Source organism: Pseudazoarcus sp. NS20 (assembly GCF_059703745.1).
Window position 1 is genome coordinate 217599 of sequence record NZ_BAAKIY010000001.1, and the last position, 25573, is coordinate 243171.

General features: G+C 64.8%; 25 protein-coding genes. 7 read left to right on the forward strand and 18 right to left on the reverse strand.

Annotated elements, in window-relative coordinates; genetic code table 11:
* Positions 1-7: 7 nt before the first annotated feature.
* The 6 genes from AC6H0W_RS01055 to alc all read right to left on the reverse strand — a co-directional run bounded on the left by AC6H0W_RS01055 (position 8) and on the right by alc (position 6963).
* Positions 8-982, reverse strand: coding sequence for an ABC transporter ATP-binding protein (locus tag AC6H0W_RS01055; protein WP_497575252.1), 975 nt, complete (start codon positions 980-982; stop codon positions 8-10).
* Positions 979-2007 (reverse strand): ABC transporter ATP-binding protein, encoded by a 1029-nt coding sequence (locus AC6H0W_RS01060; RefSeq protein ID WP_497575253.1) that lies wholly within the window; start codon positions 2005-2007, stop codon positions 979-981. The genes AC6H0W_RS01055 and AC6H0W_RS01060 overlap by 4 nt, the downstream gene beginning before the upstream one ends.
* Before the next feature lie 5 nt (positions 2008-2012).
* Entirely contained in the window at positions 2013-2921 is a 909-nt protein-coding gene (locus tag AC6H0W_RS01065; RefSeq protein ID WP_497575254.1) for an ABC transporter permease, read from the reverse strand.
* A gap of 3 nt (positions 2922-2924) precedes the next feature.
* Complete coding sequence (locus AC6H0W_RS01070; protein ID WP_497575255.1) at positions 2925-3878, reverse strand: ABC transporter permease; 954 nt, start codon at positions 3876-3878, stop codon at positions 2925-2927.
* Between the two features lie 60 nt (positions 3879-3938).
* Positions 3939-5576 (reverse strand): ABC transporter substrate-binding protein, encoded by a 1638-nt coding sequence (locus tag AC6H0W_RS01075; protein WP_497575256.1) that lies wholly within the window; start codon positions 5574-5576, stop codon positions 3939-3941.
* Between the two features lie 337 nt (positions 5577-5913).
* Complete coding sequence (gene alc, locus AC6H0W_RS01080) at positions 5914-6963, reverse strand: allantoicase (protein WP_497575257.1); 1050 nt, start codon at positions 6961-6963, stop codon at positions 5914-5916.
* 196 nt (positions 6964-7159) lie between these two features.
* Here alc and AC6H0W_RS01085 point away from each other — a divergent pair, with 196 nt between their 5' ends.
* The 4 genes from AC6H0W_RS01085 to AC6H0W_RS01100 all read left to right on the forward strand — a co-directional run bounded on the left by AC6H0W_RS01085 (position 7160) and on the right by AC6H0W_RS01100 (position 10991).
* Positions 7160-7897 carry an aspartate/glutamate racemase family protein gene (locus AC6H0W_RS01085; RefSeq protein ID WP_497575258.1) on the forward strand — a complete coding sequence of 246 codons (738 nt, stop codon included), beginning with the start codon at positions 7160-7162 and terminating at the stop codon, positions 7895-7897.
* Positions 7898-8087: 190 nt separating this feature from the next.
* Positions 8088-9449 (forward strand): NCS1 family transporter, encoded by a 1362-nt coding sequence (locus AC6H0W_RS01090; RefSeq protein WP_497575259.1) that lies wholly within the window; start codon positions 8088-8090, stop codon positions 9447-9449.
* Between the two features lie 61 nt (positions 9450-9510).
* On the forward strand, positions 9511-10479 hold the full coding sequence (gene puuE, locus AC6H0W_RS01095; RefSeq protein WP_497575260.1) for an allantoinase PuuE: 969 nt from the start codon (positions 9511-9513) through the stop codon (positions 10477-10479).
* The gene (locus AC6H0W_RS01100; RefSeq protein ID WP_497575261.1) at positions 10476-10991 is read left to right on the forward strand and encodes an ureidoglycolate lyase; all 516 of its coding nucleotides are present in this window, start codon (positions 10476-10478) and stop codon (positions 10989-10991) included. Before puuE ends, AC6H0W_RS01100 begins: the two co-directional genes overlap by 4 nt.
* 10 nt (positions 10992-11001) lie before the next feature.
* Here the strand turns inward: AC6H0W_RS01100 and AC6H0W_RS01105 are convergent, their stop codons facing one another.
* Together AC6H0W_RS01105 and AC6H0W_RS01110 are read right to left on the reverse strand one after the other, a co-directional pair.
* Entirely contained in the window at positions 11002-11466 is a 465-nt protein-coding gene (locus tag AC6H0W_RS01105) for a nuclear transport factor 2 family protein (RefSeq protein WP_497575262.1), read from the reverse strand.
* Positions 11467-11485: 19 nt separating this feature from the next.
* On the reverse strand, positions 11486-12223 hold the full coding sequence (locus AC6H0W_RS01110; RefSeq protein ID WP_497575263.1) for an SDR family oxidoreductase: 738 nt from the start codon (positions 12221-12223) through the stop codon (positions 11486-11488).
* Positions 12224-12411: 188 nt separating this feature from the next.
* Between AC6H0W_RS01110 and AC6H0W_RS01115 the strand changes: the two genes are divergently transcribed.
* A complete protein-coding gene (locus tag AC6H0W_RS01115; protein WP_497575264.1) occupies positions 12412-13335 on the forward strand; it encodes an AraC family transcriptional regulator in 924 nt (307 codons plus the stop codon).
* 97 nt (positions 13336-13432) lie between these two features.
* On the opposite strand, the gene cynS is transcribed toward AC6H0W_RS01115, so the two are convergent.
* From cynS to AC6H0W_RS01140, 5 genes are read right to left on the reverse strand one after another with little or no spacing between them, the layout of a single operon-like run.
* A complete protein-coding gene (gene cynS, locus AC6H0W_RS01120; protein WP_497575265.1) occupies positions 13433-13912 on the reverse strand; it encodes a cyanase in 480 nt (159 codons plus the stop codon).
* 25 nt (positions 13913-13937) lie between these two features.
* Positions 13938-14843: an ABC transporter ATP-binding protein gene (locus AC6H0W_RS01125; RefSeq protein ID WP_497575266.1), complete on the reverse strand. Its 906-nt coding sequence runs from the start codon at positions 14841-14843 to the stop codon at positions 13938-13940.
* A 5-nt stretch (positions 14844-14848) separates the two neighbouring features.
* On the reverse strand, positions 14849-15691 hold the full coding sequence (gene ntrB, locus AC6H0W_RS01130) for a nitrate ABC transporter permease (RefSeq protein WP_497575267.1): 843 nt from the start codon (positions 15689-15691) through the stop codon (positions 14849-14851).
* A 3-nt stretch (positions 15692-15694) separates the two neighbouring features.
* Entirely contained in the window at positions 15695-17059 is a 1365-nt protein-coding gene (locus AC6H0W_RS01135) for a CmpA/NrtA family ABC transporter substrate-binding protein (protein ID WP_497575268.1), read from the reverse strand.
* Between the two features lie 33 nt (positions 17060-17092).
* Positions 17093-17776 carry a DJ-1/PfpI family protein gene (locus AC6H0W_RS01140; protein ID WP_497575269.1) on the reverse strand — a complete coding sequence of 228 codons (684 nt, stop codon included), beginning with the start codon at positions 17774-17776 and terminating at the stop codon, positions 17093-17095.
* Positions 17777-18438: 662 nt separating this feature from the next.
* Here AC6H0W_RS01140 and AC6H0W_RS01145 point away from each other — a divergent pair.
* Together AC6H0W_RS01145 and AC6H0W_RS01150 are read left to right on the forward strand one after the other, a co-directional pair.
* Positions 18439-19122: an alpha/beta hydrolase gene (locus tag AC6H0W_RS01145; RefSeq protein WP_497575270.1), complete on the forward strand. Its 684-nt coding sequence runs from the start codon at positions 18439-18441 to the stop codon at positions 19120-19122.
* Positions 19123-19246: 124 nt separating this feature from the next.
* Complete coding sequence (locus tag AC6H0W_RS01150; protein ID WP_497575271.1) at positions 19247-19948, forward strand: flagellar brake protein; 702 nt, start codon at positions 19247-19249, stop codon at positions 19946-19948.
* A gap of 4 nt (positions 19949-19952) precedes the next feature.
* On the opposite strand, the gene AC6H0W_RS01155 is transcribed toward AC6H0W_RS01150, so the two are convergent.
* From AC6H0W_RS01155 to AC6H0W_RS01175, 5 genes are all read right to left on the reverse strand, one after another.
* Complete coding sequence (locus AC6H0W_RS01155; RefSeq protein ID WP_497575272.1) at positions 19953-20585, reverse strand: response regulator; 633 nt, start codon at positions 20583-20585, stop codon at positions 19953-19955.
* Complete coding sequence (locus AC6H0W_RS01160) at positions 20582-21760, reverse strand: PAS domain-containing sensor histidine kinase (RefSeq protein WP_497575273.1); 1179 nt, start codon at positions 21758-21760, stop codon at positions 20582-20584. Before AC6H0W_RS01160 ends, AC6H0W_RS01155 begins: the two co-directional genes overlap by 4 nt.
* 175 nt (positions 21761-21935) lie before the next feature.
* The gene (locus AC6H0W_RS01165; protein WP_497575274.1) at positions 21936-23204 is read right to left on the reverse strand and encodes a cyclic di-GMP phosphodiesterase; all 1269 of its coding nucleotides are present in this window, start codon (positions 23202-23204) and stop codon (positions 21936-21938) included.
* 40 nt (positions 23205-23244) lie between these two features.
* On the reverse strand, positions 23245-23760 hold the full coding sequence (locus tag AC6H0W_RS01170) for a retropepsin-like aspartic protease family protein (RefSeq protein WP_497575275.1): 516 nt from the start codon (positions 23758-23760) through the stop codon (positions 23245-23247).
* 74 nt (positions 23761-23834) lie between these two features.
* A complete protein-coding gene (locus AC6H0W_RS01175; protein ID WP_497575276.1) occupies positions 23835-25454 on the reverse strand; it encodes a peptide chain release factor 3 in 1620 nt (539 codons plus the stop codon).
* Between the last annotated feature and the right edge of the window lie 119 nt (positions 25455-25573).

The window sequence follows — 25573 nt, forward strand, 5'->3', positions numbered from 1 at the left end:
GTGTCGATCACGCCTCGGCCGGGGTCAGCAGACAACGCACGAAACGCTCGTCGGCCGCATACGGCGCGGGCAGCGGCGCCAGGCAGGCATCGTGGCGATGCGGGCAACGCGGCGCGAAGGCGCATTCCTCGATGCGCCGGTTGAGCTGCGGCGGCGCGCCGGGAATGGCCGTCAGCCGCTCGCTGCGATCCATGCCCGGATGCACGGTGGCCGCCAGCAGGCCTTGCGTGTAGGGGTGCCACGGCGTGCGCATGACGGCGTCGATGGCACCCTGCTCGATGACGCGGCCGGCGTACATCACCGCCGTGCGGTCGGCGATCTCGATGGCCACGCCCACGTCGTGGGTGACGAAAATCATGCTCATGCCCATCTCGCGCTGCAGCTCGCGCAGCAGCAGCAGCACCTGGATCTGCACGGTGGCGTCGAGCGCGGTGGTGGGCTCGTCGGCCAGCAGCACCTTGGGCTTGCACGACAGCGCCAGTGCGATCATGGCGCGTTGGCGCATGCCGCCGCTCATCTCGTGCGGGTAGGCATCGAGACGCTTCTTGGCGGACGGAATCTGCACACGCTCGAGCATCTCCAGTGCGCGCGCCTGGGCGTCGGCCTGACTGCAGCCCTCATGGCGGCGCACTGCCTCACAGATCTGCTGGCCGATGGTGAACACCGGGTCGAAGGCCAGCATCGGCTCCTGGAACACCATCGCCACGGTCTTGCCGCGAAAGCGCGACAGCGCGGCGTTGTTCATGGCCAGCACGTCTTCGCCGGCCACGCGGATACTGCCTTCGATGCGTGTCTTGTGCGACGGGTGCAGGCGCATCAGCGATTTCATGGTCACGCTCTTGCCGCAGCCGGATTCGCCCAGCAGCGCCAGGGTTTCGCCCGCGGCGAGGTCGAGATTCACGCCATTGACGGCGTAGATCGGGCCTTCCTCGCTGCGAAAGGTCACGCTCAGATCGCGTACTTCCACCATGGGCTGGCTCATGCGGCGACCTCCTTGAGTGCGATGACGCGGCTGTGGCCGGAGGCCGGGTCGAGCATGTGACAGGCGGCGGAATGCTCGCCCGCCACCATCTGCAACTGCGGCTCGGCGTTGGCGCAGAGCGCCTCGGCATGCGGGCAGCGCGGGTGGAAACGGCAACCCGACGGCGGCGCGATGGGGTTGGGCGGGTCGCCCTCCAGCACGGCGCGCGTGCGGCGCTCCCCCGGCGTTTGCGCCGGCAGCGAATCGAGCAGCGCCTGCGTGTAGGGGTGCTGCGGGTTGGCATACAGCTGCTCGACCGGGCCGCATTCCACCACCTGGCCGAGGTACATCACCATCACCTCGTCGCTGATGTACTGCACCACGTTGAGGTCGTGCGAGATGAACAGGTAGGTCAGGTCGAACTCGCGCTTGAGGTCGGCCAGCAGGTTGAGCACCTGCGCCTGCACCGACTTGTCGAGCGCCGACACGGCTTCGTCGAGAATCACGATCTCGGGCTGGATGGCCAGCGCACGGGCAATGTTCACGCGCTGGCGCTGGCCGCCTGAAAGCTCGTGCGGGTAGCGGCGCACGTAGATGTCGGGGTTCAAGCCGACGCGGGCGAGCAGGTCACGCGCCAGCGCACGGGCCTGTTTCTGCGATTTGCCGTGCAGTTGCGGGCCGAAGGCGATGCTGTCTTCGATGGTCAGGCGCGGGTTGAGCGAGGCGTAGGAATCCTGGAACACCATCTGCATGTGCTTGCGCAGCTCGGACAGCGGGCGGCGCCCGACGTGGCGGCCGTATTCCTGCCCGCGAATGCGGATGCGGCCCTCGTCCGGATCGATCAGGTGCATCAGCAGGCGCGCGGTGGTGGATTTGCCGCAGCCCGACTCGCCGACGATGCCGAGCGTGCGGCCGCGATGCACGTCGAAGCTCACGCCTTCGACGGCGCGCACCCATTGCTGCGGGCGGCCGAAGAAGTCGCGGCTGGCGGGAAAGTGCTTTTTCAGGTCCTGGACCTGCAACAGAGGGACGTTGTTTTCGCTCATGGGGCTCACCGCTTGATGTCCATGGCGCCGCGCAACCCGTCCGACAACAGGTTGAAGCACAGCGAGGTGATGAAGATCATCAGACCCGGCAGCACGGAGATCCACGGCTGCAGGTAGATGGACTGACGCAGGGTGTTGAGCATCAAGCCCCACTCGGGCACCGGCGGCTTCACGCCAAGGCCCAGAAAGCTCAGGCCGGCGGCGAGAATCATGCACACCGACACCAGGCTGGTGGCGTAAATGAACACCGGCCCCAGCACGTTGCCCAGCACATGCACGCGGATCAGCGTGAGTGAGCCGGCGCCGGAAGCGCGCGCGGCATCGACGAAATCGAGGTTGCGCACCGAGGTGGTGATGCTCTCGGCCACGCGCGCAATCGGCGGAATGAACACCAGCGTCAGCGAGATCATGGCGTTCATGAAGCCGGCCCCCAGCGCGCCGGAGATCGCGATGGCCAACAACACCGCCGGGAAGGCGAAGAACACGTCGGTGGTGCGCATGATCAAGGTGTTGGCCCAGCCGCCGAAGAAGCCGGCGGTGATGCCCATGGTGGTGCCGATGATGAAGGCCACGAACACCGGCAAGAGGCCCATCAGAAGGCTCATGCGCCCGCCGTGCATCAGGCGCGAGAGCATGTCGCGGCCCAGTTCGTCGGTGCCCAGCCAATGGCCCGGCGTGCCGATCGGCAAGAGGCGCATGGACGTGGTGCCATCGGTGGGGTCGTAAGGTGCCAGCCAGGGCGCACACAGCGCGAGCGCGATGAGGGCCAGCAGCACGCCGGCACAGCTCATCGAAACCTTGTCGCGCCGCAGGCGCAGCCACACGGTGGTCCAGTAGCCGCGCGAACTGACCGGCACGCTGAGCGGATCGGGTACGGCCGTGGCCGTCATGCCGGCAGAGGTGGTAGTGGTCATGGCTCAGTTCCTCCGGATGCGGGGGTCAAGCATGGTCTGCAGCACATCGACCAGCAGGTTCAGCGCCACGAAGAACATCGCCAGCACCAGGATGATTCCCTGCAGCAGCGGGATGTCGCGCTGGAAAATCGCCGTGTTGAGCAGGAAACCGGTGCCCGGCCACGAGAACACCGTCTCGACCAGGATCGAGCCGCCCAGCAGGTAGCCGAACTGCAGGCCCATGACCGACAGCACCGTGGGCGCAGCGTTTTTCGCGACGTGGCGGGCCACTGCCAGCGCGCCGAGGCCGCGTGCCTGCAGCGCGCTGACGAACTCCGAGCCGAGAATTTCAGACACCGTGGCGCGCACCGTGCGCGTGACGATGCCCATCGGAATGAAGCACATCGTGACGGCCGGCAGCACCAGAAACTGGATGTGCGCCCAGTCCCACTTCCACTCGCCGGAGCCGTGGGCACCAGCACCCATCGACGGCAGCCAGTCGAGCTGCACCGAGAAAATGATCACCAGCACCAGACCCAGCCAGTAGTGCGGAATCGACACACCGGTGACCGCCACGCCGGTGGCAAGCTTGTCCACCCACGTGCCGTTGTAGAAAGCCGCCAGCGTGCCAAGCAGAATGCCGCCGCCGAAACCGAGCACGGCTGCGGCAAACGCCAGCACCAAGGTGTTGCTGAGCGCCAGACCGATGTCGCCCATCACCGGCCGGCCGGTGGCCACCGACAAGCCCAGGTCGCCTTGCACGGCACGCTGTATCCACGAGCCGAACTGCACGATCAGCGGGCGATCCATGCCGTAGGCTTCCTTGATGGCCACCACCACCTCGGCCGGGGCGTCGGCGGGGATGACCGCCGAGAGCGGGTCGCCGGGCGCCAGATGCACCAGTGAAAAGCACACTGCCGCAACGGCCAGTGCAATCGGAATCGCATACAGGATGCGTTTGAAGATGAAGGCGAACATCGCGAGCCTCGGGCGAGCGTGAGCGGAGCGGCGGGGCACGAGGCCCCGCCGCGCGGGCGCTTACTTCATGAAGGCGGGCGTCAGGTCCTGGAACCAGCTCTTGGCCTGCACGAAGCCCTGCACGTTGGGGCTCATGGCACGCGGCCCGACGTCATGCGCCACGAACAGGAAGGGCGCGTCTTCCACCACCACCTCGTGCAAACGGGTGTAGGTCTTGAGGCTCTCTTCCGGCGTGAAGCTCATCTGCAACTCGCCGATCAGCTTGTCGACCTCGGGGTTGTTGTAATAGCCCCAGTTGAGCGAAGTCGGCGGTGCGCTCTTGCTGTCGAGGAAGCGGATCATCGCGGCGAAGGGGTCGTGCGATGCAAAGGTGATGTTGGTGGCGTGCGCGCCCAGCGAAGCCGGGTCTTTCGCGCCCTGGCGCCAGTTGTTGAACAGCGTCTCCCACACCAGCACCTCGAACTCGATCTCGATTCCGACGTTCTTGAGCTGCTGCTGGATCAGCTCGTTCATAGGCAGCGGCTGCATCTGGCCCGAGCCGGAGGCCGAGATCAGCACCTTGGCGCGCAGCGGCTTGCCCGGGCCGTAGCCGGCATCAGCCAGCAGCTTCTTGGCCGCTTCCGGGTCGTGACGGATCTCGAAGGCGGGTTTGCCGAAGGCCGGGTCATCCGGCAGCAGCAAGCCCTTGGCCGCCACCATGTTGCCGCCCAGCAGTTGCTTGATAGCTTCGCGATCCACCGCCAGGTTGGCGGCCTGACGCACGCGCTTGTCGAGCCACGGCGAGCCCTCTGCAAAGCTGAACTGCCACGGCCACAGGTGCGGATAGCCGTTGCGGGTGATGGCGAAGCCGCGCTTCTCGAGCATCGGCAGCATGTCCGGCGGCGGGTTCTCGACCCAGTCCACCTGACGCGACAGCAGCGCGTTGGCACGCGTGTTGGCTTCGGGGATCGGCACCAGCACGATGCGCTCGGCCTTGGGCTTGCGCTTGGCGTCCCAGTACTCGGTGTTGGGAATGAGCACGGCACGCTCGCGCGGGGTCAGGCTTTCGAGCTTGAAGGGGCCGGTGCCCGAGGGCTGCTTCTCGAAAGCGTTCCAGTCACGACCGAGCTTTTCCCACTGCGCCGGACTGGAGAAGAACATGAACGGAAGCTGGTTGATCAGCATCGCGTTGGGGGTCTTGGTGGTGATCTCGACGGTGTAGTCGTCGATCTTGCGGATGCTGTCGTAGGCCGGCAGGCGGGCCACGACCTGAGCGGCCTGCTTGGCGTCGAACTGCGGTGACTTGTTGTCGAAGACCTTCTGGAAGTTGAACACCACGGCATCGGCGTTGAAGGCCGAGCCATCGTGGAACTTCACGCCCTCGCGCAGCTTGAAGGTCCATTTCTTCGGGTCTTCCTTCGACACGCTCCACTCGGTTGCCAGCTGCGGCACCGGCGGCGCGGTGCGGTCGGCGCTCGACAGATCCCAGCTCACCAGTGCGTCGTACAGCGTCATGCCGGTGAAGCGCACGCCTTCGAAGCCGGAGTTCGGCGCGCCGGAGGTCAACGGAATATCCGAGGCCGTCATGCCGATGCGGATGGTGCCCTGTGCATGAGCGGCGGTGGCCGGCAGCAGGGCGATAAGTGCGGCAGTCGCCAGTGCGCGGGTCAGGGTGCGGGGCGAGAACGAACGGAACGGGCGGGGCATGTGGCGCTTCACGGTGATCTCCTTTGAGAAGGGTGTCACCGTCTAAAGCATGCGCTGTGCCAGTTGTCGAAAATCAGGCGATGCAAAGTTTATACAAGCCTGTATCGAACCTGCAGGGCTGCCGTTTCGAGGCCAATACGCTGTTCGCTCATGGGAACGTGCTGCGTGCGATGAATGCCCTCCGGAGGCTTTGCGGCATGCACCAGATGAGTGTGTGCGCCAATGCAATCCGCACATTTATGGAGCATTTTTATCGACATCATCTGAAAATAAACACGATGTTTGCCGACAAAAATAGATTGGTTTGTATCGAGAAAAGCGGGAGCCACGCCCCCGCTCGCACCACAACTCAAACCGCCTCGGGGCGCCCCCACAACCGCAGGCGCGACACCCCGCCATCCGGGAAGATATTCAGGCGGATGTGGGTGATCGGGCCCAGCGCAGCCAGCTCGGACTCGAATCGATGCACTGCGTCCATGCTCAGCTTCTGCTCGGGCAGCAGCGTTTCCCAGAAGATCGACTGCGTGGTGATGGACGCGTCGGTTCCGCCCTGGGCGTAGGCCGCCTGGATCGAGCAGCGATCGGGGTAATTGCCCTTGAAGTACGCGGTATCCACCTCGATGGCGCGAACCGTGCCGGGAGCAGCGAGTTCGATCACGCACCAGTCGTTGCCGGGCTCGCGCCGACGGCGCGTTTCCCAGCCATCACCCATGTTCATGCCGCGTCCGGGCAGCAACAGCGCGCTGCCCGACGAGCCGAAACTGGCGTCGTTCCACGCCACGGCACGGCCACCGTTCTGCAGCGCGATGAGGTCGACCAGCTCGTCCGGGTTGGCCGGCGCCACCAGGCGCGCGCTGGGTCGGCCATACACGCGCAGGCGGGCAACGCCGCCGTCGGGGTAGATGCGCACGCGCAGATGGCTCCAGCTCTCGTTACTGGTGCTTTCGAGCAGATGGTGGCTGTCGGGACCGAGGGCCGTGGCCGGCAGCACTTCGGTCCACTCCGCAGCCTGCAAGGCATCGAGCTCGTCCGAGTCGCAGCGGCAGGCTTCGATCGAAACGGCTTGCGGGTGGTTGCCCTTGAAGTGGCTGGTGTCCACGTCAAACCCGCGGATGACGCCGGCCACGCCAAGCTTAACCAAGGCATGGTCATGCCCGGCCACGCGCTTGCGCCGGGTTTCCCAGCCGTCCATCCATTTGCCGTTGGTGTCGAATTTGCCAGGCACGAATTGTGCTGGAGCCGGATCGAGCATGCGCTCGAGCGGACCGAAGAATTCGTCCGACGCCCACAACGCGCGCGCGCCCAGCCGAAGATTGGCAAGGTCGGTTGCACGCGCGGCCCATGCGGGCAGTTCTGCGGGTGCTGCGAAGACCGGGGCGCCGGGGATCATGCTGGCCATGAATTTATCCTCAAGTTTTTGTGTGCGAATTCGATTGTAATCGTATGCGATATTTATGCATAAAAATCAATATACTTTTCTGTATTACCCGGCTTCATGAAATGTTTTTATGCCGAATTTCGCGATCTTGCACTAGCATCCAACAAACAGCTGTATCGGATTTAACTGTTATTTTGTCTACTAAATGGTGATGAATATGCACATCCGCGTGATCAACCCCAACACCACGGCGTCCATGACCGAAACGATGGCGGCCTCGGCCGCGCGGGTCGCCGCGGCCGGCACGCGAATCAGCGCCACCCAGCCCGAATCGGGCCCGGTGTCGATCGAGGGCCATTTCGACGAAGCGATTGCCGCCGTCGGCGTGCTGGAAGAGGTGCGGCGCGGCAAGCGTGAGGGCGTCGACGCCTACATCATCGCCTGCTTCGGCGACCCGGGGCTGCTGGCGGCACGCGAACTCACCGCCGCGCCAGTGATCGGCATCGCCGAGGCGGCGTTTCATCTGGCAACGCTCATCAGCACGCGCTTCTCGGTGGTGACCACGCTGGGACGCTCGGTGATCATCGCCGAACACCTGCTGCAGTCATATGGCTTCGCGCATCACTGCCGCAAGGTGCGCGCAGCCGAGATTCCGGTGCTGGACCTGGAAGAGAACAGCGGTGCAGCCTTCGAGCGCATCGTCGAGGAGTGCCTGCGCGCCAAGGCCGAAGACAACATCGGCGCCATCGTGCTCGGCTGCGGCGGCATGGCCGACCTGACCGAGCGCATCTCCGACGCGGTGGGTTTGCCGGTCATCGAGGGGGTGAGCGCAGCGGTCAAGCTTGCCGAATCGCTCGTCAGCCTGCGTCTGGGCACCAGCAAGCACGGCGACCTGGCCTTTCCCCGCGCCAAGACATTCACCGGCCAGTTCGGGCACTGGGGCAGCGACACCTGAACGACGCGCAAGCGACCGGCCGGGCCTCGCAGGCGAGGCCGCTGTCGCGCTGTGGATGGCGAAGTGAATCGGATGGACATGTGGCCCTTGCCGTGCGGCAGGGGCCGTGCAGAAGAACTCGGAGTGTGCGGTACGAAAAAGAACACATAACCATCCGGGCGACAGACCCGGTCATCGGAGGAGACGGGTCATGAGCGTCAATCAGGCATTGGAGCAACAGACGGCAGGCGATGTCGCGGGCGGCAAGGCGATCGGCGAAGAATCGCTGGCGCCGCAGCAGGTCCGCATCATGGACAAGTGGTCGTATCTGCTGGCGTGGTTCGGCGGATGCGTGTCGATCGGCACCTTCGCGATGGGGTCGAGCATTGTCGGCACGCTCAACCTGTTGCAGGCCACCGTCGCCATCGCCATCGGCTGCTTCGTCATCGGCGTGGCACTGGCGGTCAACGGCGCCGCCGGCCACAAATACGGCATTCCCTTCATGGTTCAGGCACGCAGCGCATTCGGCTTTGCCGGAACGCGCTTTCCCGGCCTGGTGCGCGCGGTGCCGGCCATCGTCTGGTACGGTTTCCAGAGCTGGATCGGCGCGGGGGCGCTGAATGCGGTGTCGGCCACGCTGTTCGGCTTCGACAATCTGGTGTTCTACTTCGTCGTCTTCCAGTTCGTGCAGATCGCCTTGTCGGTGCTTGGGTTTCAGGGCATCAAATGGCTGGAGAACATCGGCAGCGGCTTCATCCTGCTGGCGCTCACCTACATGTTCTTCAGCGTGATCAACAAGTACGGCGACGAGATCACCACCAATCTGGTCAACATCGAAGGCACCTGGGGCCTGCCGTTCTGGGGTGCGACGATGCTGTTCCTCGGCATCTACAGCACCATGATGCTCAACGTCAGCGACTATTCGCGCGAGTTGCACCACAACGTACGCCCTCGCCTGCTGACCACCATCTACGCCATGTCCATCCTGCCCTGCACGCTGTTCATGGGCCTGATCGGGCTGATGGTGTCGGGCGCCACGGGCGTCGCCGACCCCATCAAGGTCTTCGCCAGCGCCGTCGACAACACCCCGCTGCTGCTGATCACGCTGCTGTTCATCGCCTTCGCGCAGGTCACCACCAACGTGCTGAACAACGTCGTGCCGCCCACCTACATCCTGATGGATGTCTTCAAGCTGAAATTCCGCACGGCGGCGATCATCGTTGGCCTGCTGGCTTTCTGCACCTTCCCGTGGGAACTGGTGAAAGACGAGTCCGCCGCCGGACTGCAGATGTTCGTGCAGACCTACTCAGCCTTCCTCGGGCCGATCTTCGCCGTGCTGGTGGTGGATTACTACATCCTCCGCCGCCGCACGCTGACGCTGTCCAAGCTGTATGACGAGAACGGGCCGTACCGCGGCATCAACTACGCCGGCATCATCGCTTCGCTGGTCGGCGCGGCCGTGGCGCTGAGCTTCTCCGCGGTGTCGTGGTACGCCAGCCTGATTCCGGCCGGCCTGACCTATTACCTGCTGATGAAGAACTGGTCGGCGAGCCGTCGCTTCCTCGAGAATTGAGCATTGAAACCTGCCCGCTCCGGGAAACCGGGGCGGGCCGCAGCAACACGGAACAAGCACGATGACCCCAGAAGAGATCTACCCGCGCGACCTGATCGGCTACGGCCGCAACCCGCCCTTCGCCGACTGGCCGGGCGGCGCGCGCGTGGCCGTGCAGTTCGTGCTCAACTATGAAGAGGGCGGCGAGAACTGCGTGTTGCACGGCGATGCCGGCAGTGAGCAGTTCCTGTCCGAACTGTTCAACCCGCCGGCCTACCCGGAGCGCCACCTGAGCATGGAGTCGATTTACGAATACGGCTCGCGCGCCGGCGTGTGGCGCATCCTGCGCGAGTTCGAAAAGCGCGGTCTGCCGCTGACGATCTTCGGCGTGGGCATGGCCATGCAGCGTCACCCCGAGGTGACCGCCGCCTTCGTCGAGCTGGGACACGAGATCGCCGGCCACGGCTGGCGCTGGATCCACTATCAGAACGTGCCCGAAGAGCTTGAGCGCGAGCACCTGAAGCTCGCCGTCGAAGCCATCACGCGCATGACCGGTGCCGCGCCGCTGGGCTGGTACACCGGCCGCGATTCGCCCAACACGCGCCGGCTGGTGGCCGACCACGGCGGCTTTGTGTACGACTCCGATTACTACGGCGACGATCTGCCGTTCTGGACCACCGTCACCAAGAGCGACGGCAGCGTGGCGCCGCACCTCATCGTGCCCTACACGCTGGACACCAACGACATGCGCTTCGCCATGCCGCAAGGCTTCCAGAACGGAGAGGCCTTCTTCGAATACCTGCGCGACGCCTTTGACGTGCTGTATGCCGAGGGCGACGAACGCCCGGCGATGATGAGCGTGGGCCTGCACTGCCGCCTCATCGGCCGCCCCGGGCGCTTCCGCGCGCTGCAGCGCTTTCTCGACCACATCGAGCAGCACGACCGTGTCTGGGTCAGCCGCCGCATCGATATCGCGCGCCACTGGATGGAACGCCATCCGTGGCAAGCTGGCGCCTCTGCCTCCACCCCGCTTTCCGGAATTGCCCGATGAACGCCCCCGACCAACCGCTGATCCTCACCGTCCGTCCGCTCACGCGCGAAGCCTTCGCGCCTTTCGGCGACGTCATCGAAGTCAGCGACGCCGTGAAGCACTACCCCATCAATGCCGGCAACACCATGCGCTATCACGACCTCGCCAAGGTCGACGTGGGCACCGACGGCCGCGCCATCATCAGCATCTTCCGCGGCGAGCCGCGCGAACTGCCCTTCCGCATCACCATGATGGAGCGCCACCCACTGGGCTCGCAGGCCTTCGTGCCGATGTCCGGCCGACCGTATCTGGTGGTGGTCGCCGCGCCGTCCGAAACGCCCAGGGCGGATGCGCTGCACGCTTTCCTCGCCAGTGCAGAGCAGGGCGTGAACTACGCCACCGGCGTATGGCATCACCCGCTGCTGGCGCTCGATGGCGTGAGCGACTTCCTCATCGTCGACCGCGCCGGCCCCGGCCACAACTGCGACGAGGTGGACCTTGATCGTGAGGCGGTGATCCTGCCGCTGGAGTAATCCCCGCCGCTCACTGCATCAGCTGTTGCAACGCCCAGGTGTCGAGAAAAGCCGTGACGTGCGTGATGCGTCCGTCGGCCAGTTGCAGATGCCAGGCGTACTGGTTGGTGTAGGCGCTGCCGTCGTGCGCCGTGGCCGTGCCGTCCCACATCACCACCACGTGATCGCCTTGCGCAAGGATGTGGCGCACCTGCGGCACGATGGGCGTCGCCAGACGCTCGGTGATCGGGCGCACCGCCTGATCCATGAATGCCGCACGGCCACGATAGGTGCCGGACGACGGGCTGGTGCCGGCAACGGTCCACTCCGCATCGTCGGCCAGCAGATCGAACAGGCTGCCGCGCCCGGCCTTCCAGTTGTCGAAGGCCTCGGTCACCAGCGCGGTGTTGCGCGCCTCTTCGCTCTCGGCAGAAAACGCAGCGACAGGCAGCGCCAGAGCGACGCACAGCGCTGCGACGGAAATCAATCGGTTCATCAACATGATTTTCCCCAAGTCAGTACGGGCCGGCGGTGGGGCGCACGATGACCTCGCTCACGTCCACGTCCTCTGGCTGCTCGATGGCATAGGCAATGGCGCGGGCGATGGCGTCCGGCTCAATGGCCACCTTGCGGAAAGCCTGCATGGCCTCGCGCGCGGCCGGGTCGGAAATGGAATCGGCAAGCTCGGAGGTGACGACACCGGGGCTGATCACCGTCACGCGGATGCGGTCGGTCTCCTGGCGCAAGCCGTCGGAGATGGCGCGCACCGCGAACTTGGTGGCGCAATACACCGCTGCCGAAGGCACCACGCTGTGCCCGCCGATGGACGACACATTGATCACCTGACCGCTGCCGCGTGCCTGCATGCCCGGCAGCACTGCCGCGATGCCGTGCAGCACACCGCGGATGTTCACGTCGATCATGCGGTTCCACTCATCGACCTTGAGTGCATCAAGCGCGGAAAGCGGCATCACCCCCGCGTTGTTGACGATGACGTCGACCGGCCCGAAGTGCTGCTTGGCAAACGCCACGAACTGCTGCATGTCGTCGAGCTGCGTCACGTCCAGCGTGCGATAGGCACTGTGCAGCCCTTGGCCGCGCAGTTCGGTGTCGAGCGCCGCAAGACGCTCGCCGCGTCGGGCACCGAGCACCACTCGATGCCCGGCCGCCGCCAGACGTCGCGCCACGGCCTCGCCGATGCCGCTGCTGGCACCGGTCACCAGCACTACTTTGGGTTTGCTTGAAGTCGTCATGCGGGTCTCCTGAATCAATGCTTCAGCGCACGCGGCAGGGTGCCGCGCCAGAACCCACAGACTAAGAAACCTGCGAACGGATGCTAAGACCGGATCATCTTGAATGCTTGCCTGATTCTATTGAGGCGGATTGAACGGGGCGCACAATGTGCTTTCATCTAGCCTGATCCTGCACGGAGGACGAATTCATGCACGAGTCTCAGAGCCTTGCCGCCGCACGTCAGGCGCGCATGATCGCGCGCCTGAAACAGCTCGCACCTGAAGAGGGCTACACGCGCTCGTTACTCGACGACGTGACCTTCATGCGCGCCAACCGCGCGCTGGAGAGCACCCCCGCGCTGTACGAGCCGAGCATCGTCATCGTGGTGCAAGGGCGCAAGAGCGGCCTGCACGGCGGCAAGCGCTACGTGTATGACGCCCGGCACTATCTGGCGCTGTCCGTGCCCCTGCCCTTCAGCATCGAAACCGAGGCCAGCGAAACGGAACCTTTGCTCGGGCTGGCGCTGCGCATCGACCCGACCATGACGGCCGAACTCGCCGTGGACATGGCGCCCGACCACCACGCCCGCCCGGTCACGCTGTACGCCACGGCGCTGGACGAGCGCCTCGAAGACGCCGCTGCACGTCTGCTCGACGCCCTGAGCGTGCCCGAAGAGGCGCGCCTGCTGGGGCCGGCCATCTGCCGCGAGATCACCTACCGCGTGCTTACCGGCGAACAGGGCGGCAACCTGCGCGCGGCGCTGCAGCAAGGCGGGCACTTCGGGCGCATCGCGCGCGTGCTGCGCCACATCCACGGCGACTATGCGCGCAGCATCGACGTGCCCGGCCTTGCCTCAGCGGCCGGCATGAGCGTTGCGGTGTTCCATCAGCATTTCAAGGCCATCACCACCACCTCGCCGCTGCAATACGTCAAGGCCATCCGCCTGCATCAGGCACGTCTGATGATGATCCGCAACGGCACTAGCGCAGCGCAGGCCAGTGCTCAGGTCGGCTACGAGAGCCCGTCGCAGTTCAGCCGTGAATTCCGCCGCATGTTCGGGCGCACCCCGACCGACGAGGTGCGCCACCTGAAGGCACTGCTGCGGCTGGCCGAGCCGGTGCAGCGCATGTGACGCGCGGGCACGCTGCGCAAAACAACGGCCACGCGGTTGCCCGCGTGGCCGTTTTCCATGCAGCCGCCCCGACGGCAGCCGACAACAGGAAAAGGGATCAGTACTGCTTGTAGGCCAGGTACTTGCCCGACATGACGATCTGCACGCGGTCGCCGTTGGGGTCGGGCAGGCGCGACAAGTCCATCTTGAAGTCGATGGCGGACATGATGCCGTCGCCGAATTCTTCGTGGATCAGTTCCTTGAAGGTGGTGCCATACACGCTGACCAGCTCGTAAAAGCGGTAGATCAGCGGGTCGGTCGGCACGGCGGTGGGCAGCGAGCCTTTGTACGGAACGACGCACAGCAGGGCGATGGCGGCGTCCGGCAGGTCGAGGATCTCGGCCGCCTTCTTGGCCTGCTCTTCGCTCATCTGCATCTGGCCGAGCAGCGCGGCAGTGGTCCATTCCTTGGACTGGCCGATGTGCTTGGCGATTTCGGCCCAGCTCAGCTTCTTCTGGATGCGTTGGGCGACGACCATTTCGGTGACGTCGTTGCGGGTCATGTACTTGGTGGTGGTGGGGATGTCGCTCAGGTTCATGGTGATTCTCCTCGTTGGGCGGGGGTCAGACTGCGCGTGCCTTGGCGGCTGGTGCGCGGGAAAACTGCGTGGGCAGCTCGACCACCTCGGCGCTCTGATCGAGGCCGGGGCGGACAATAGGGGGGTTCTTCGGATCGTGGGCAACCATGCCGTCGCCGGCGTAATCCTTGGAGCGATTCACCAGGAAATCGACCAGGTGATTGCGGATGCGGTAGTACTGCGGATCGTGGTGCATGGTGCTGCGCGTGCGTTCGCGCGGCATGGTCACTTCCACCACTTCGGCGATGCGGGCGAACGGCCCGTTGCTCATCAGCAGGATCTTGTCGGCAAGCAGGATGGCCTCATCGACGTCGTGCGTGATCATGAACACGGTCTGCTGCGTGGCCTGCACGATGGAGAGCAGCTCGTCCTGGATGGTGCCGCGCGTGAGCGCGTCGAGCGCGCCGAAGGGCTCGTCGAGCAGCAGCATCTTGGGCTGGATGGCGAAGGCGCGGGCGATGCCCACACGCTGCTTCATGCCGCCCGAAAGCTCGGCGGGCTTCTTGTGCAGCGCGGCGCCCAGCCCGACCATTTCCAGGTACTTCGTGCTGTGCTCGGTGATCTGCTTCGAGCTCCAGCCCGGCCAGCGCGAACGCACGCCGAACTCGACGTTCTTGAGAGTGGAAAGCCACGGCAGCAGGGCATGGCCCTGAAACACCACGCCGCGGTCGAGCGACGGGCCGGAGATCTCGCGCCCGTCCATGATGACCACGCCGTCGCTGGCTTCATCGAGCCCGGCCAGCACATTGAGGATGGTGGTCTTGCCGCAGCCGGAGTGGCCGATGATGCAGGCGAACTCGCCCTTCTCGATGCCGAAGTGGATGTTCTCGAACACCGTGACGCCGGGAAACTTCTTGGCGAGGCCTTCGATCTTGAGGAATGGCTGGCTCATATTGATTACTCCCTGTACGTGACGGCGCGAGCCAGGCGCGCCAGCGTGAGGTCGAGCAACATGCCGATCAGGCCGATGAACAAAATGGCGCTGATGATGTTGGCGATGGAAAGGTTGTTCCACTCGTTCCACACGAAGTAGCCGATGCCGGTGCCGCCGACGAGCATCTCGGCCGCGACGATGACGAGCCACGCAATGCCCACCGAGATGCGCATGCCGGTCATGATGGTCGGCGCGGCGGCCGGCAGGATCACCTGGAAGGCGGTGCGCAGGCGGCTCACCTCCAGCGTGCGGGCGACGTTGACCCAGTCCTTGCGCACCGAGGCCACGCCAAAGGCGGTGTTGATCAGCATCGGCCACAGCGAACACACGAAGATCACGAAGATTGCCGAGATGTCGGAATCCTTGATGGTGTAGAGCGCCAGCGGCATCCACGCCAGCGGCGAGATGGGCTTGAGGATCTGGATGAAGGGGTCGAGCGCCTTGTACACCAGCGGCGACATGCCGATGACGAAGCCCAGCGGCACGGCCAGCAACGCCGCCAGCCCGAAGCCGATCGCCACGCGTGCCACCGAATGCGCGAGCTGGATGCCGATGCCCTTGTCGTTGGTGCCGTTGTCGTAGAACGGGTCGGAGACGTGACCCCACATTTTTGCCGCGACCTCGCCCGGCCCCGGCATGGCCGACTGCCCACCAGTGGCCGCAGCCGCACCGATCAGCGCGGCGTACTCGGGGTCCACCGTCACCTCACCGGCAGTCTTCATCGTGGCCAGATGCCACAGCCCGAGGAAGATGCCGAGAAACACCACGGACAGGAACGGCGCGAGCCAGGGACGTGCTGCTTTCATTGCTCAGCCTCTCTTGATTGCGAAGGAGTCGACGTATTCGGCCGGTTTGCTCGGGTCGAAAGGCTTGCCCATGACCGAGAAGGTCTTGCTGGTCGAAGCCGGCGGCTCCATGCCGACTTCCTTCATGAGCTTGGTGGCGTCGGTGGCGAGGAACACTTCCTTGGCCACCTTGGCGTAGTCGACGTCGCCCTTGATCTGGCCCCAGCGCTTCATCTGCGTGAGGATCCACACCGCGAAGGACTCGTACGGGAAGGGATCGAAGTCGATGCGGTTGGGGTCTTTGACGACATTGCCCAGGCCGTCGGCGTAGGTGCCGGTAAGAACCTGCTCGACCACCGTCACCGGCTGGTTGAGGTAGTTGGTGGGGGCGATGGCCGCGGCGATTTCCTTGCGGTTCTCGGGTTTTCGGGCGTAGGCCGTGGCGTCGATGATGGCTTTGAGCAGCGCCTGATAGGTGTTCGGCATTTCGGTGACGAACTTCTTGCTGGCGGCAAAGGCGCAGCACGGGTGGCCGTCCCAGATTTCCTTCGACAGCAGGTGGATGAAGCCCACGCCGTCATACACCGCACGCTGGTTGACCGGGTCGGGGGCGAGGAAGCCGTCGATGTTGCCGGCGCGCAGGTTGGCCACCATCTCCGGCGGCGGCACCGAGCGGATGGTCACGTCACGATCCGGGTCGATGCCGTGCTCGGCCAGGTAATAGCGCAGCAGGTAGTTGTGCATCGAATAGTCGAACGGCACGGCAAAGCGGAAGCCCTTCCAGTCTTTCGGGTCGCGCTTGTCCTTGTGCGCCATCGACAGCGTGATGGCCTGACCGTTGATGTTCTCCACCGCCGGCATGGTCCAGGGAATCGCGTTGGAGCCCACGCCCATCGAGATCGCCAGCGGCATCGGCGACAGCATGTGCGCCGCGTCGTATTCGCCCGCCAGCGACTTGTCACGCACCACCGCCCAGCCGGCCGTCTTCACCACTTCCACATCCAGGCCGTACTTGGCGTAGTAGCCCAGCGGATGCGCCATGATGATCGGCGTGGCGCAGGTGATGGGGATGAAGCCCACCGAAAGCTTGGTCTTCTCCAGCGCGCCGCCGCCAGCCGCGAAAGCCTCTTTCGCCATGGCCATCGGAAAGATGCTGGAAATGGCCGCCAGCGCCGTGCCGCTACCCACCGCGCGCAGGAACTTGCGACGCAGCTCGTCCTGCGGGAACAGCGCCTTCATCACCGCCGTCTCGACCACGCGCTCCTGCATCTCGCGCGCTTCGATGGAGACGGCGTGATCGTGCTCCGACTGGCTGTTGTGGCGGCCACAGCTGCAGCCACCGCGGTGCAGGCGCACATTCGGGTCGAACGGGTTACGGTAGGCGGACATTTGCTGACTCCTTCGTTGGGTTCAGTCCTGGGTTCAAGCAGAAGCGAGACGCGCGGCCGCCGTTGGCCCCGCGTACTCGATGTCATGTTCGTACAGCTCATACGCGCGGTGGTACTCCATGATTCGCGCCACCTCATGGATGAAGCCCTCGTCGTAGCCCGCCCGGCGCAGCAGGTGAAAACCCATCTCCATGCCGGAGCAGATACCGCCAGCGGTGACGATTCGCCCGGCATCGACCACGCGTGCGCGGCTGATGCGGCAGGCCGGCGCAATCTCGGCCAGGCGGTCGATTGGCGTCTTGCCCATGTGCGAGGCTTCGAGGCGGTCGGGTTCCTTGCGGTTGGTGGCCGTCAGGCCGTCGAGCAGCCCCATCGCGCCGTAGATCCACGAGCCGGTGCACACGCTGGTGATCAGGCAGTGCTCGGGCAACGCGTGAATGAAGTGATGCAGGTTGGTGTTGTGCATTTCCTGGCGCGTGCCGAAGCCACCGGGAATCAAAAAGGCATCCATCGCCGGCCGGTCGGCAAAGGAGTAGTTGGGCAGCACGGTGATGCCGGCCTGGGTGGCCACCGGGCGCATGCTCTCGGCAATCAGGAAGACGTCCAGCTCGGGGTCGAGCCGCCGCGCAACGGACAACACGCCGACAGGGGCGGCGTAGTCGACGATCTCGGCGTCTTTGAAGACATACACTCCGAGTCGGAATCCGGCCTTCTTCATGCAGCGCCCCATGTGGGTGGTAGACGCCTTGCATCTTCCGCGCCTGCCTGCGGCGCCGGTATCACGGGTGTAGTGATTGTCTTGTAGTGCTGGCACTACACGAGGGGTGCGGGAGTGCTGCGGCTCGTTCATGCAGAGCGAGGTGTGCTGCGGGTTTGCGGGGGGCGGGGGTGTTTTTTTGCTTGGGGGGTGTTTAGGGGGAGTTCGTAATGATTGGCCTTGACCGGCCGGGACTCGCCCCGGCGGGCGACCTTCTTTCTTGCTGCGCGGCAAGAAAGTAGGCAAAGAAACGCGCCCTCTTCACCGCCCCTTCGGGGTCCCTTCGCTCCGAGCACTCACGGCGGCCCGCCCTGCAAACTCGCGTTTCGCCCAAACAAAAAAGCCGGACATCCCCGCCGTGAGCACTCTACGCTCAGCGGCTCAGAAGGGATGGGTAACCACGACGTGCGGTGGGGCAGCAACTTCTGTAGTTGGCGCTGAGGTTATTTCCGTCATTGCGAGCGAAGCGCGGCAATCCAGTGACTGTGCAATCTGGAAAGGTTGCGAGATTGCCGCGTCGCTGCGCTCCTCGCAATGACCGGAATGAGGCAGTACGCGAACTCACCCCGGCCCCGCACCGCCCCTCTGCCCCACCACCCCGAACCCGCGCTAGAATCGCCGCCATGTTTACTCAGTCACTCATGGGCCGCCTCACCTTCGCGCATGCGAATCCCACCAAGCCGCCGCTGGGCCCCGGCCGCTCTCATATCGGAGTCGCGGAAGAGCGCGACTACGTGCTGTACGTGCCGCCCGGCCTCGATGCTTCGAAGCCGGTGCCGCTGATGGTGTTCTTCCACGGCGCCGGCGGCTTCCCTGAAAAAATCCTGCCCTTCGTCGAAGAGCACGCCGACCGGCACGGCTTCATCGTGCTGGCGCCGCATTCGATGCTGCCCACCTGGGATCTGGTGATCGGCGGTAACGGGCCGGACCTCGAACGGCTGGAGAAAGGGCTGGCCATCGTCGCCGACCACTTCCGCCTCGACCCCGCGCGCGTGGCTTTCACCGGCTTTTCCGACGGCGCCAGCTACGCGCTGTCGATCGGCGTCACCAACGGCGACATCGCCACGCACGTCATCGCCTTCTCGGGCGGCTTCATGTCGATCTTCATGCAGGAAGGCGCGCCGAAGATCTTCATTGCCCACGGCACCATCGACGAGCAACTGCCCATCGACACCAGCGGCCGCTCGAACGCCGCCAAACTGAAGGCTGCAGGCTACGACGTGCGCTTCGTCGAATTCGACGGCCTGCACATCATTCACCCACCGGTGGTTGCCCAGGCCGTGAGCTTCTTCACAGGCACGGACTGAACGTGCCACGAAACGGGCGCGAAAGCGGATTCCTCCGCTGACAATCGCGCCCGCTTCGTGGAAGAATGCCCTCCGCATGCTGACGCGGGTTGTCCCGTTGGTTCGATGATTCCACAGGTGGTACATGGCTAACGAAGCAGCCCGGGATGGCGAGAGTTTGCGCGAGGAAGAACGCCCGCTGGAATCCATTCCGCTGGGCATCGGCGATGCCATTCATCTGCAGTCCCAACGCGACGGCGACCCGGTGCGTCACACCGTGCGTCTCATCGGCCACCTGCGTGGCAAGGGGCTGATCGTCACCACCCCGACGGTGGACGGCAAGGTGCTGATGATCCGCGACGGGCAGAACTACGTGGTACGCCTGTTTGCCGGCCGCAGTGCCTATGCGTTCTCGACCACCGTCTTCAAGGTCGCCAACGTTCCCTACCCACACCTGCATCTGACCTGGCCAAGCCACGTGAAGGGGCTCACGGTGCGCAAGGGCGCGCGCGCCAAGGTCAGCCTGATTGCCTCCATCACCTGCGCCGACGACACGGCGCGCTCGGGCCTGGTCGAAGACCTCAGCGTAGGCGGCTGTTCGCTCACCTCGCGCGAGGCACTGGGCATGGTCGGTGATGTCGTGCGGCTCAAGTTCCGCGTGCTGCTCGGCGGGCTGGAGCAATACTTCGATCTGGCCGGCACGCTGCGCAGCATCACTCCCACCCTGGAAGACGCAACGCCACGCATCGTGCACGGCCTGGCCTTCAACGAGGTCTCGCCCCAGGACACCATGGGGCTGACCGCCTGCGTCTATCACACGCTGTTCGAAGAATCCGAACGCGCCTGAGCCGCTAGCCGAGCAGATCGTGACGCGCGGCGTAGGTCACCAGTTCGGCCACGCTGCGCACCCCGAGCTTTTCGAAGATGCGCGCGCGGTAGGTGGAGATGGTGTTCCCCGACAGCGACAGCTGCTGGGCGATTTCCGACACCGAACGCCCGCGCGCCATGAGCGTGAACACCTGATGCTCGCGGTCGGACAGTTGCTCGTGCGGTGGTTTGCCCTCGCCTTCGCGCACGGTGCGCGCCAGCAGCTCGGCAATCGATGGCGTGATGAACACCCCGCCGTCTGCCACCTTGTGAATGGCCGCCAGCAGCTCTTCCGGCGCGCAGCCCTTGTTGAGATAGGCCCCGGCGCCGCCGCGAATAGCGCGCACCGCGAACTGCGACTCCGGGTACACCGACAGCATCACCACGCCCACCTGCGGGAATTCGCTGCGCAGGGTCTTGAGCACGTCGAGGCCGTCGCGGTCTCCCAGTGCCACGTCGAGCACCACCACCTGCGGCGCGCGACTGCGCAACTCGCGCAAGGCCATGGGCCCGTCGGCCGCCTCGCGGATGTCGCCGATGCGCTCGGCGCCGGTGAGGATCTGGATCAAACCGCGCCGGATGATCATGTGGTCATCGACGATCAGCAGCGAAATCATCTCGGCCGCCCCCGTGCCAGTACACCCGCCAGACGCAGCCGCACCGTGGTGCCGCGCCCCGGCGCGCTGTCGATGGCAAGATCGCCGCCGATGGCATGCGCGCGCTCGCGCATGCCGAGCATGCCGAAACTGGTGGGCGCCGTCGGCAGCATCATGCCGCGTCCGTCGTCCGACACCGTGATGAGCAGATCACGCTCTTCGGCCTTGACTGTCATCACCACGCGCCGCGCGGCCGCATGGCGCTGCGCGTTGGTCAGCACCTCCTGCACGATGCGATAGATGGCAATCTCGGCGTCGCGCCCGAGGCGCACCCGCTCGACCTCTTCCGGGCATTCGAACGCACACAGCAAGCCGCCGCGCGCCTGTATCTCGTCCATCAGGCACTCCAGCGCCGCCCACAAGCCGAGGTGGTCGAGCACGCCGGGGCGCAGGTCATTGAGGATACGCCGCACCGAATCGATGGCGTTCTTGCCGATCTCCAGCGCGGCATCCACATGGTGGCGCAGCATCTCGTGCTCGCCGAGCCGCGAGCGCAGGAAGTTGAGTTCGAGCTGGATGGCGGTGAGTGAAGCGCCCAGATCGTCGTGAATGTCGCGCGCGATGTGGCTGCGTTCGCTCTCGCGCACGCTGTTCATGTGGGCCGACAGGCGCCGCAGGTTTTCGTGGGTTTGCTGCAGTTGCTGGTTGGCGGTGGACAGCTCGGCGGTGCGCTCGGCCACGCGGCGCTCCAGCTCGGCCTGCGCCGCATGCAGTGCCGCCTCGGTGCGCTTGCGCTCGGTAATGTCGGTGTAGGTCACCACGGCGCCCACCACGCGCTCGCCGTCGCGAATCGGATACGAGGCGTATTCGGCCGGAAACGACGAGCCATCGCGCCGCCACAGCACTTCGTCCTCCACCCTCACGCCCTGCCCTTGCTGGAAGGCCTTGAAGATACGGCAGTCATGCACCGGCATGAGCCTGCTATCTGCGTGCGAATGATGGATCAGGTAATGCATGTTTCGGCCGAGCACTTCGTCGGCGCTGTAGCCGAGCATCGCGGCTCCGGTGCCGTTGATGAAGATGCAACGCCCGCGCAGGTCGATGCCGTAGATGCCCTCGCCGGCCGATTCGAGCAACATTTCGAGCTGCCGGCGCCAGGCGGCGTGATTGGAAAGGTGGTGGAGGTCTGCGAACATCGGCCTGCTTCTGGGATGGATGCAGGCAGTTAGCAAGAAGGATTCCTGTTGCGCACCGCGTCTCGCAATGCCGTGTCAGCAGCGGCTCGACACTGGTTGCAGCGCTGAGGCAGCCGCGCATGCGCCGCCGGCAACAGGCTGCGCCGCACCAACTCGGTGCATCAATGGCCGGGGATCAAACCGCCTCTTTCGAGGCTGCCAACCACACGTCGTGCAGGTCGTCGAATTTCCAGTCGGCAGGGTTTTCACTGCCAATCACCCGCTCTTTGCAATGACGGCTGGAAAGGTCCAGCGTCTCGGGCGGAATGCGGCTGTTCGAGCGGGTGGAGTAGAACACCCGCACACGCGGCTCGAGCAGCGAGCGCTTGCCTTGCTCGAGCACGATGGCCAGCCGACCGGAGGTCAAGCGCACCAGCGAGCCGGCAGGGTAGATACCTACACAGCGCACGAACGCGTGAAACAGGCGCTCGTCGAAATGCCCCTTCCATTCGCTCATGCGGCGAATCGACTCGGCCGGATCCCAGCCTGCCTTGTACGGGCGGTTCGAAGTGATGGCGTCGTATACGTCGCAGATGGCGCCCATGCGCGCAATTTCGGAAATCTCGCAACCGCTCTGACGATGCGGATAACCGTTGCCATCCACATGCTCGTGATGGTGCAGGCACACATCGAGCACCCAGGCATCGTCCTCGCCCGCTTCGCGCAGCAACTCGTGACCGCGCTCGGGATGCTGGCGCATCACGGCGTACTCGGCGTCGGTGAGCTTACCGGGCTTGTTGAGCACTTCCAAAGGCATCACCGCCTTGCCGAGGTCGTGCAACAAGCCGGCGCGTCCGGCCTGCTTGACCTGTTCCTCGTCGAAGCCAAGCTCCCGCGCCAGCGCGATCATCAGCGCGCAGACGGCCACCGAATGCATGTAGGAATATTCATCCTGTCGCTTCAGGCGCACCAGACTCACCAGCGCCCCGCGGTGGCGCATGACCGAATCGGATATCTGATTGACCAGCTCGGCCGCCGCCTTGGTGTTAACGGCCTTGCCCATGCGCGCTTCCGAGAACATGGCCACCACCGCTTGCTTTGCCCGCGCGCACACCAGTACAGCGTGCGCCATCTCCTCGCTCATTGGAACCTGCGACTCTGTCGGCTCGGGGGGCTGAGGCACGTACGCGTTCGGCACGATGCCACGCTCGATGTCGTCCAGCGGCGTGGGTTTGGGGGCCACCGGCGGCAACGGGGCAACGTCCTTGCCACGCGAAGTGTCGATCCACACCTCGCGAATCTTGGCTTCGCGGAATTTGGCGATATCGGCCGCGTCGCTGAGCAGGAAAGAGGATCGCCAGAACGGATGCGACGTCCAGTGCGCACAGATTTCATGCACGTACATGCCCGGCTCGAGGCGCTCGATCGGGATGCGCTTCAGCGCCTTGCGTGTGTCACCGGACATGCTCAAGCCTGCAGTGGAGGGGCATCTGCCACACCCGGCCTCAAGGCGTGTGTGGCTTCAGGATCAGCGTATCACCGCGCTGCGTGAATTCAAGATGCTTTAGGACACTCATGCCAAGTAGTACTTCGTCATCACGAAATCCAGGGTTGAGATGACTCTGCACGTTGCGTACACGGAAGGGTCCGAGGCCGAGTTCGTCGATGACGGTAGTGCGCACGGTGACGGCACCGTTGGCGGTCATGACACGCGCTGGCGCGCCGGGTGACAAGCCCAGTTCAGGCCCGAGGTGAGCCGGCACCGACACTTGCGAAGCGCCGGTATCGACCAGAAAGGTGACGGCCTTGCCGTTGATAAAGCCGGGCGCGATGTAATGCCCGGCGCGGTTGCGCTTGAGCACCAGTTCGGCTTCGCCGGATTGCAGCGACAGGTTTCGATTGGGGTTCCAGCTGCGCTCCAGATAACCATCGAAGGCCATCCACAGAATGCCCAGCAGCGCCAGACTGGCCAGCAGGAACATGCCTCGCCCGAGGCGGCGGGTGGTGCGTGTTTCATCCATGTGCGTCTGACCTGCGATGGCCCTTCACGTTCAGCCGCGCGGCATGCTGCAGGCACACCCTGCGCCAAATGCCCTTACAGCACCTCGCCGTGCTCGCGCGTGGCGTGGAAAGCCACCTTCGGCCACTTCTCGCGCGTCACGTCGAGGTTGTAGCGGCTGCTGGCGAGATACACCGGGTTGCCGTCGATATCCTTGCCCAGGCGCATGATCTGTTCGCGCTCGAAGTTGCGGCGCGTGACTTCGTCGGGGAAAGTCAGCCAGCGCGCGGTGTAGATCTCGGCCGATTCGAAGATCGCATCGACCTTGTATTCGTCCTTCAGGCGCTGCTCCACCACCTCGAACTGCAGCTGGCCGACCGCGCCCAGCAGCAGGTTGCCGCCCTCCTGCTCGAACACCTGGATGGCGCCCTCCTCTCCCAGCTCTTTCAGACCCTTTTCGAGCTGCTTGGATTTGAGCGGGTCGCGCAGGCGCGCCACGCGGAACATCTCCGGCGAGAAGTAGGGAATGCCGCGGAAGCCGATGTTCTCGCCCTCGGTCAGCGTGTCGCCGATCTGCAGCTGGCCGTGGTTGTGGATCCCGATGATGTCACCGGCCACGCCGTCTTCCTTCAACACGCGCTCGTTGGCCATGAAGGTCAGCGCGTTGGCGAGCTTCATGTCGCGCCCGGCGCGCACGTGCTTGACCTTCATGCCCGAGCTGTAACGGCCCGAACAGATGCGGAAGAAGGCAATGCGGTCACGGTGGCGCGGGTCCATGTTGGCCTGGATCTTGAACACGAAACCCGAGAACGGCGCCTCGGCCGGCTCGACCATGCGCGTCTCGGCCCCGCTCACGCCCGCCACACGCGGCTGCGGCGGCGGCGCCCAGTCGAGCAGCGCCTGCAGGATCTCCTGCACGCCGAAGTTGTTGATACCCGAGCCGAAGAACACCGGCGTCTGCTTGCCGGCCAGAAAAGCCTCCAGCGAAAACGGGTTGGATGCGCCCTGCAGCAGGTCGACGTCATCACGCAGCTGACCGACTTCCATCGGAAATTCTGCGTCCAGACGCGGGTTGTCGAGGCCTTCGATGACCTCGGCCTCGCTGCGCTTTTCCTCGCCCGGCACGAAACGCAGCAGCTTGTTGGTGAGCAGGTGATATACCCCGCCGAAGCGTTTGCCCATGCCCAGCGGCCAGGTGATCGGCGCGCACTCGATGTTGAGCACCTCCTCGATCTCGGACAGCAGATCGAAGGGCTCCTTCACCTCGCGGTCGAGCTTGTTGATGAAGGTGATGATCGGCGTATTGCGCAGCCGGCACACTTCCAGCAGCTTGATGGTCTGCGCCTCAACGCCGTTACCGGCGTCGATCACCATCACCGCCGCATCCACGGCGGTCAGCACGCGGTAGGTGTCTTCGGAGAAGTCCTGGTGGCCCGGCGTATCCAGCAGGTTGATGGTGTGCCCTTCGTACTCGAACTGCATCACCGAGCTGGTCACCGAAATGCCGCGCTGCTTCTCCACCTCCATCCAGTCGGAGGTGGCGTGGCGTGCGCTCTTGCGCGCCTTCACCGTGCCGGCCAACTGGATCGCGCCGCCGAACAGCAGCAGCTTCTCGGTCAGCGTGGTCTTGCCCGCATCGGGGTGGGAAATGATGCCGAAGGTACGACGCTTCTTGACGTCTTCGACGAGTTCGGGCGGAAACGGAGTGGCGGACATGCGGACCTGCACAAAAAGTGAGCCGCCCGAGGGATGGCCTCGGGCGGCGAAGGCGCAATTCTATCAAGCAATTGCGTGTGGCTCACGCTGCAGCAGGGAAGAACGCAGGTCGCGATGAG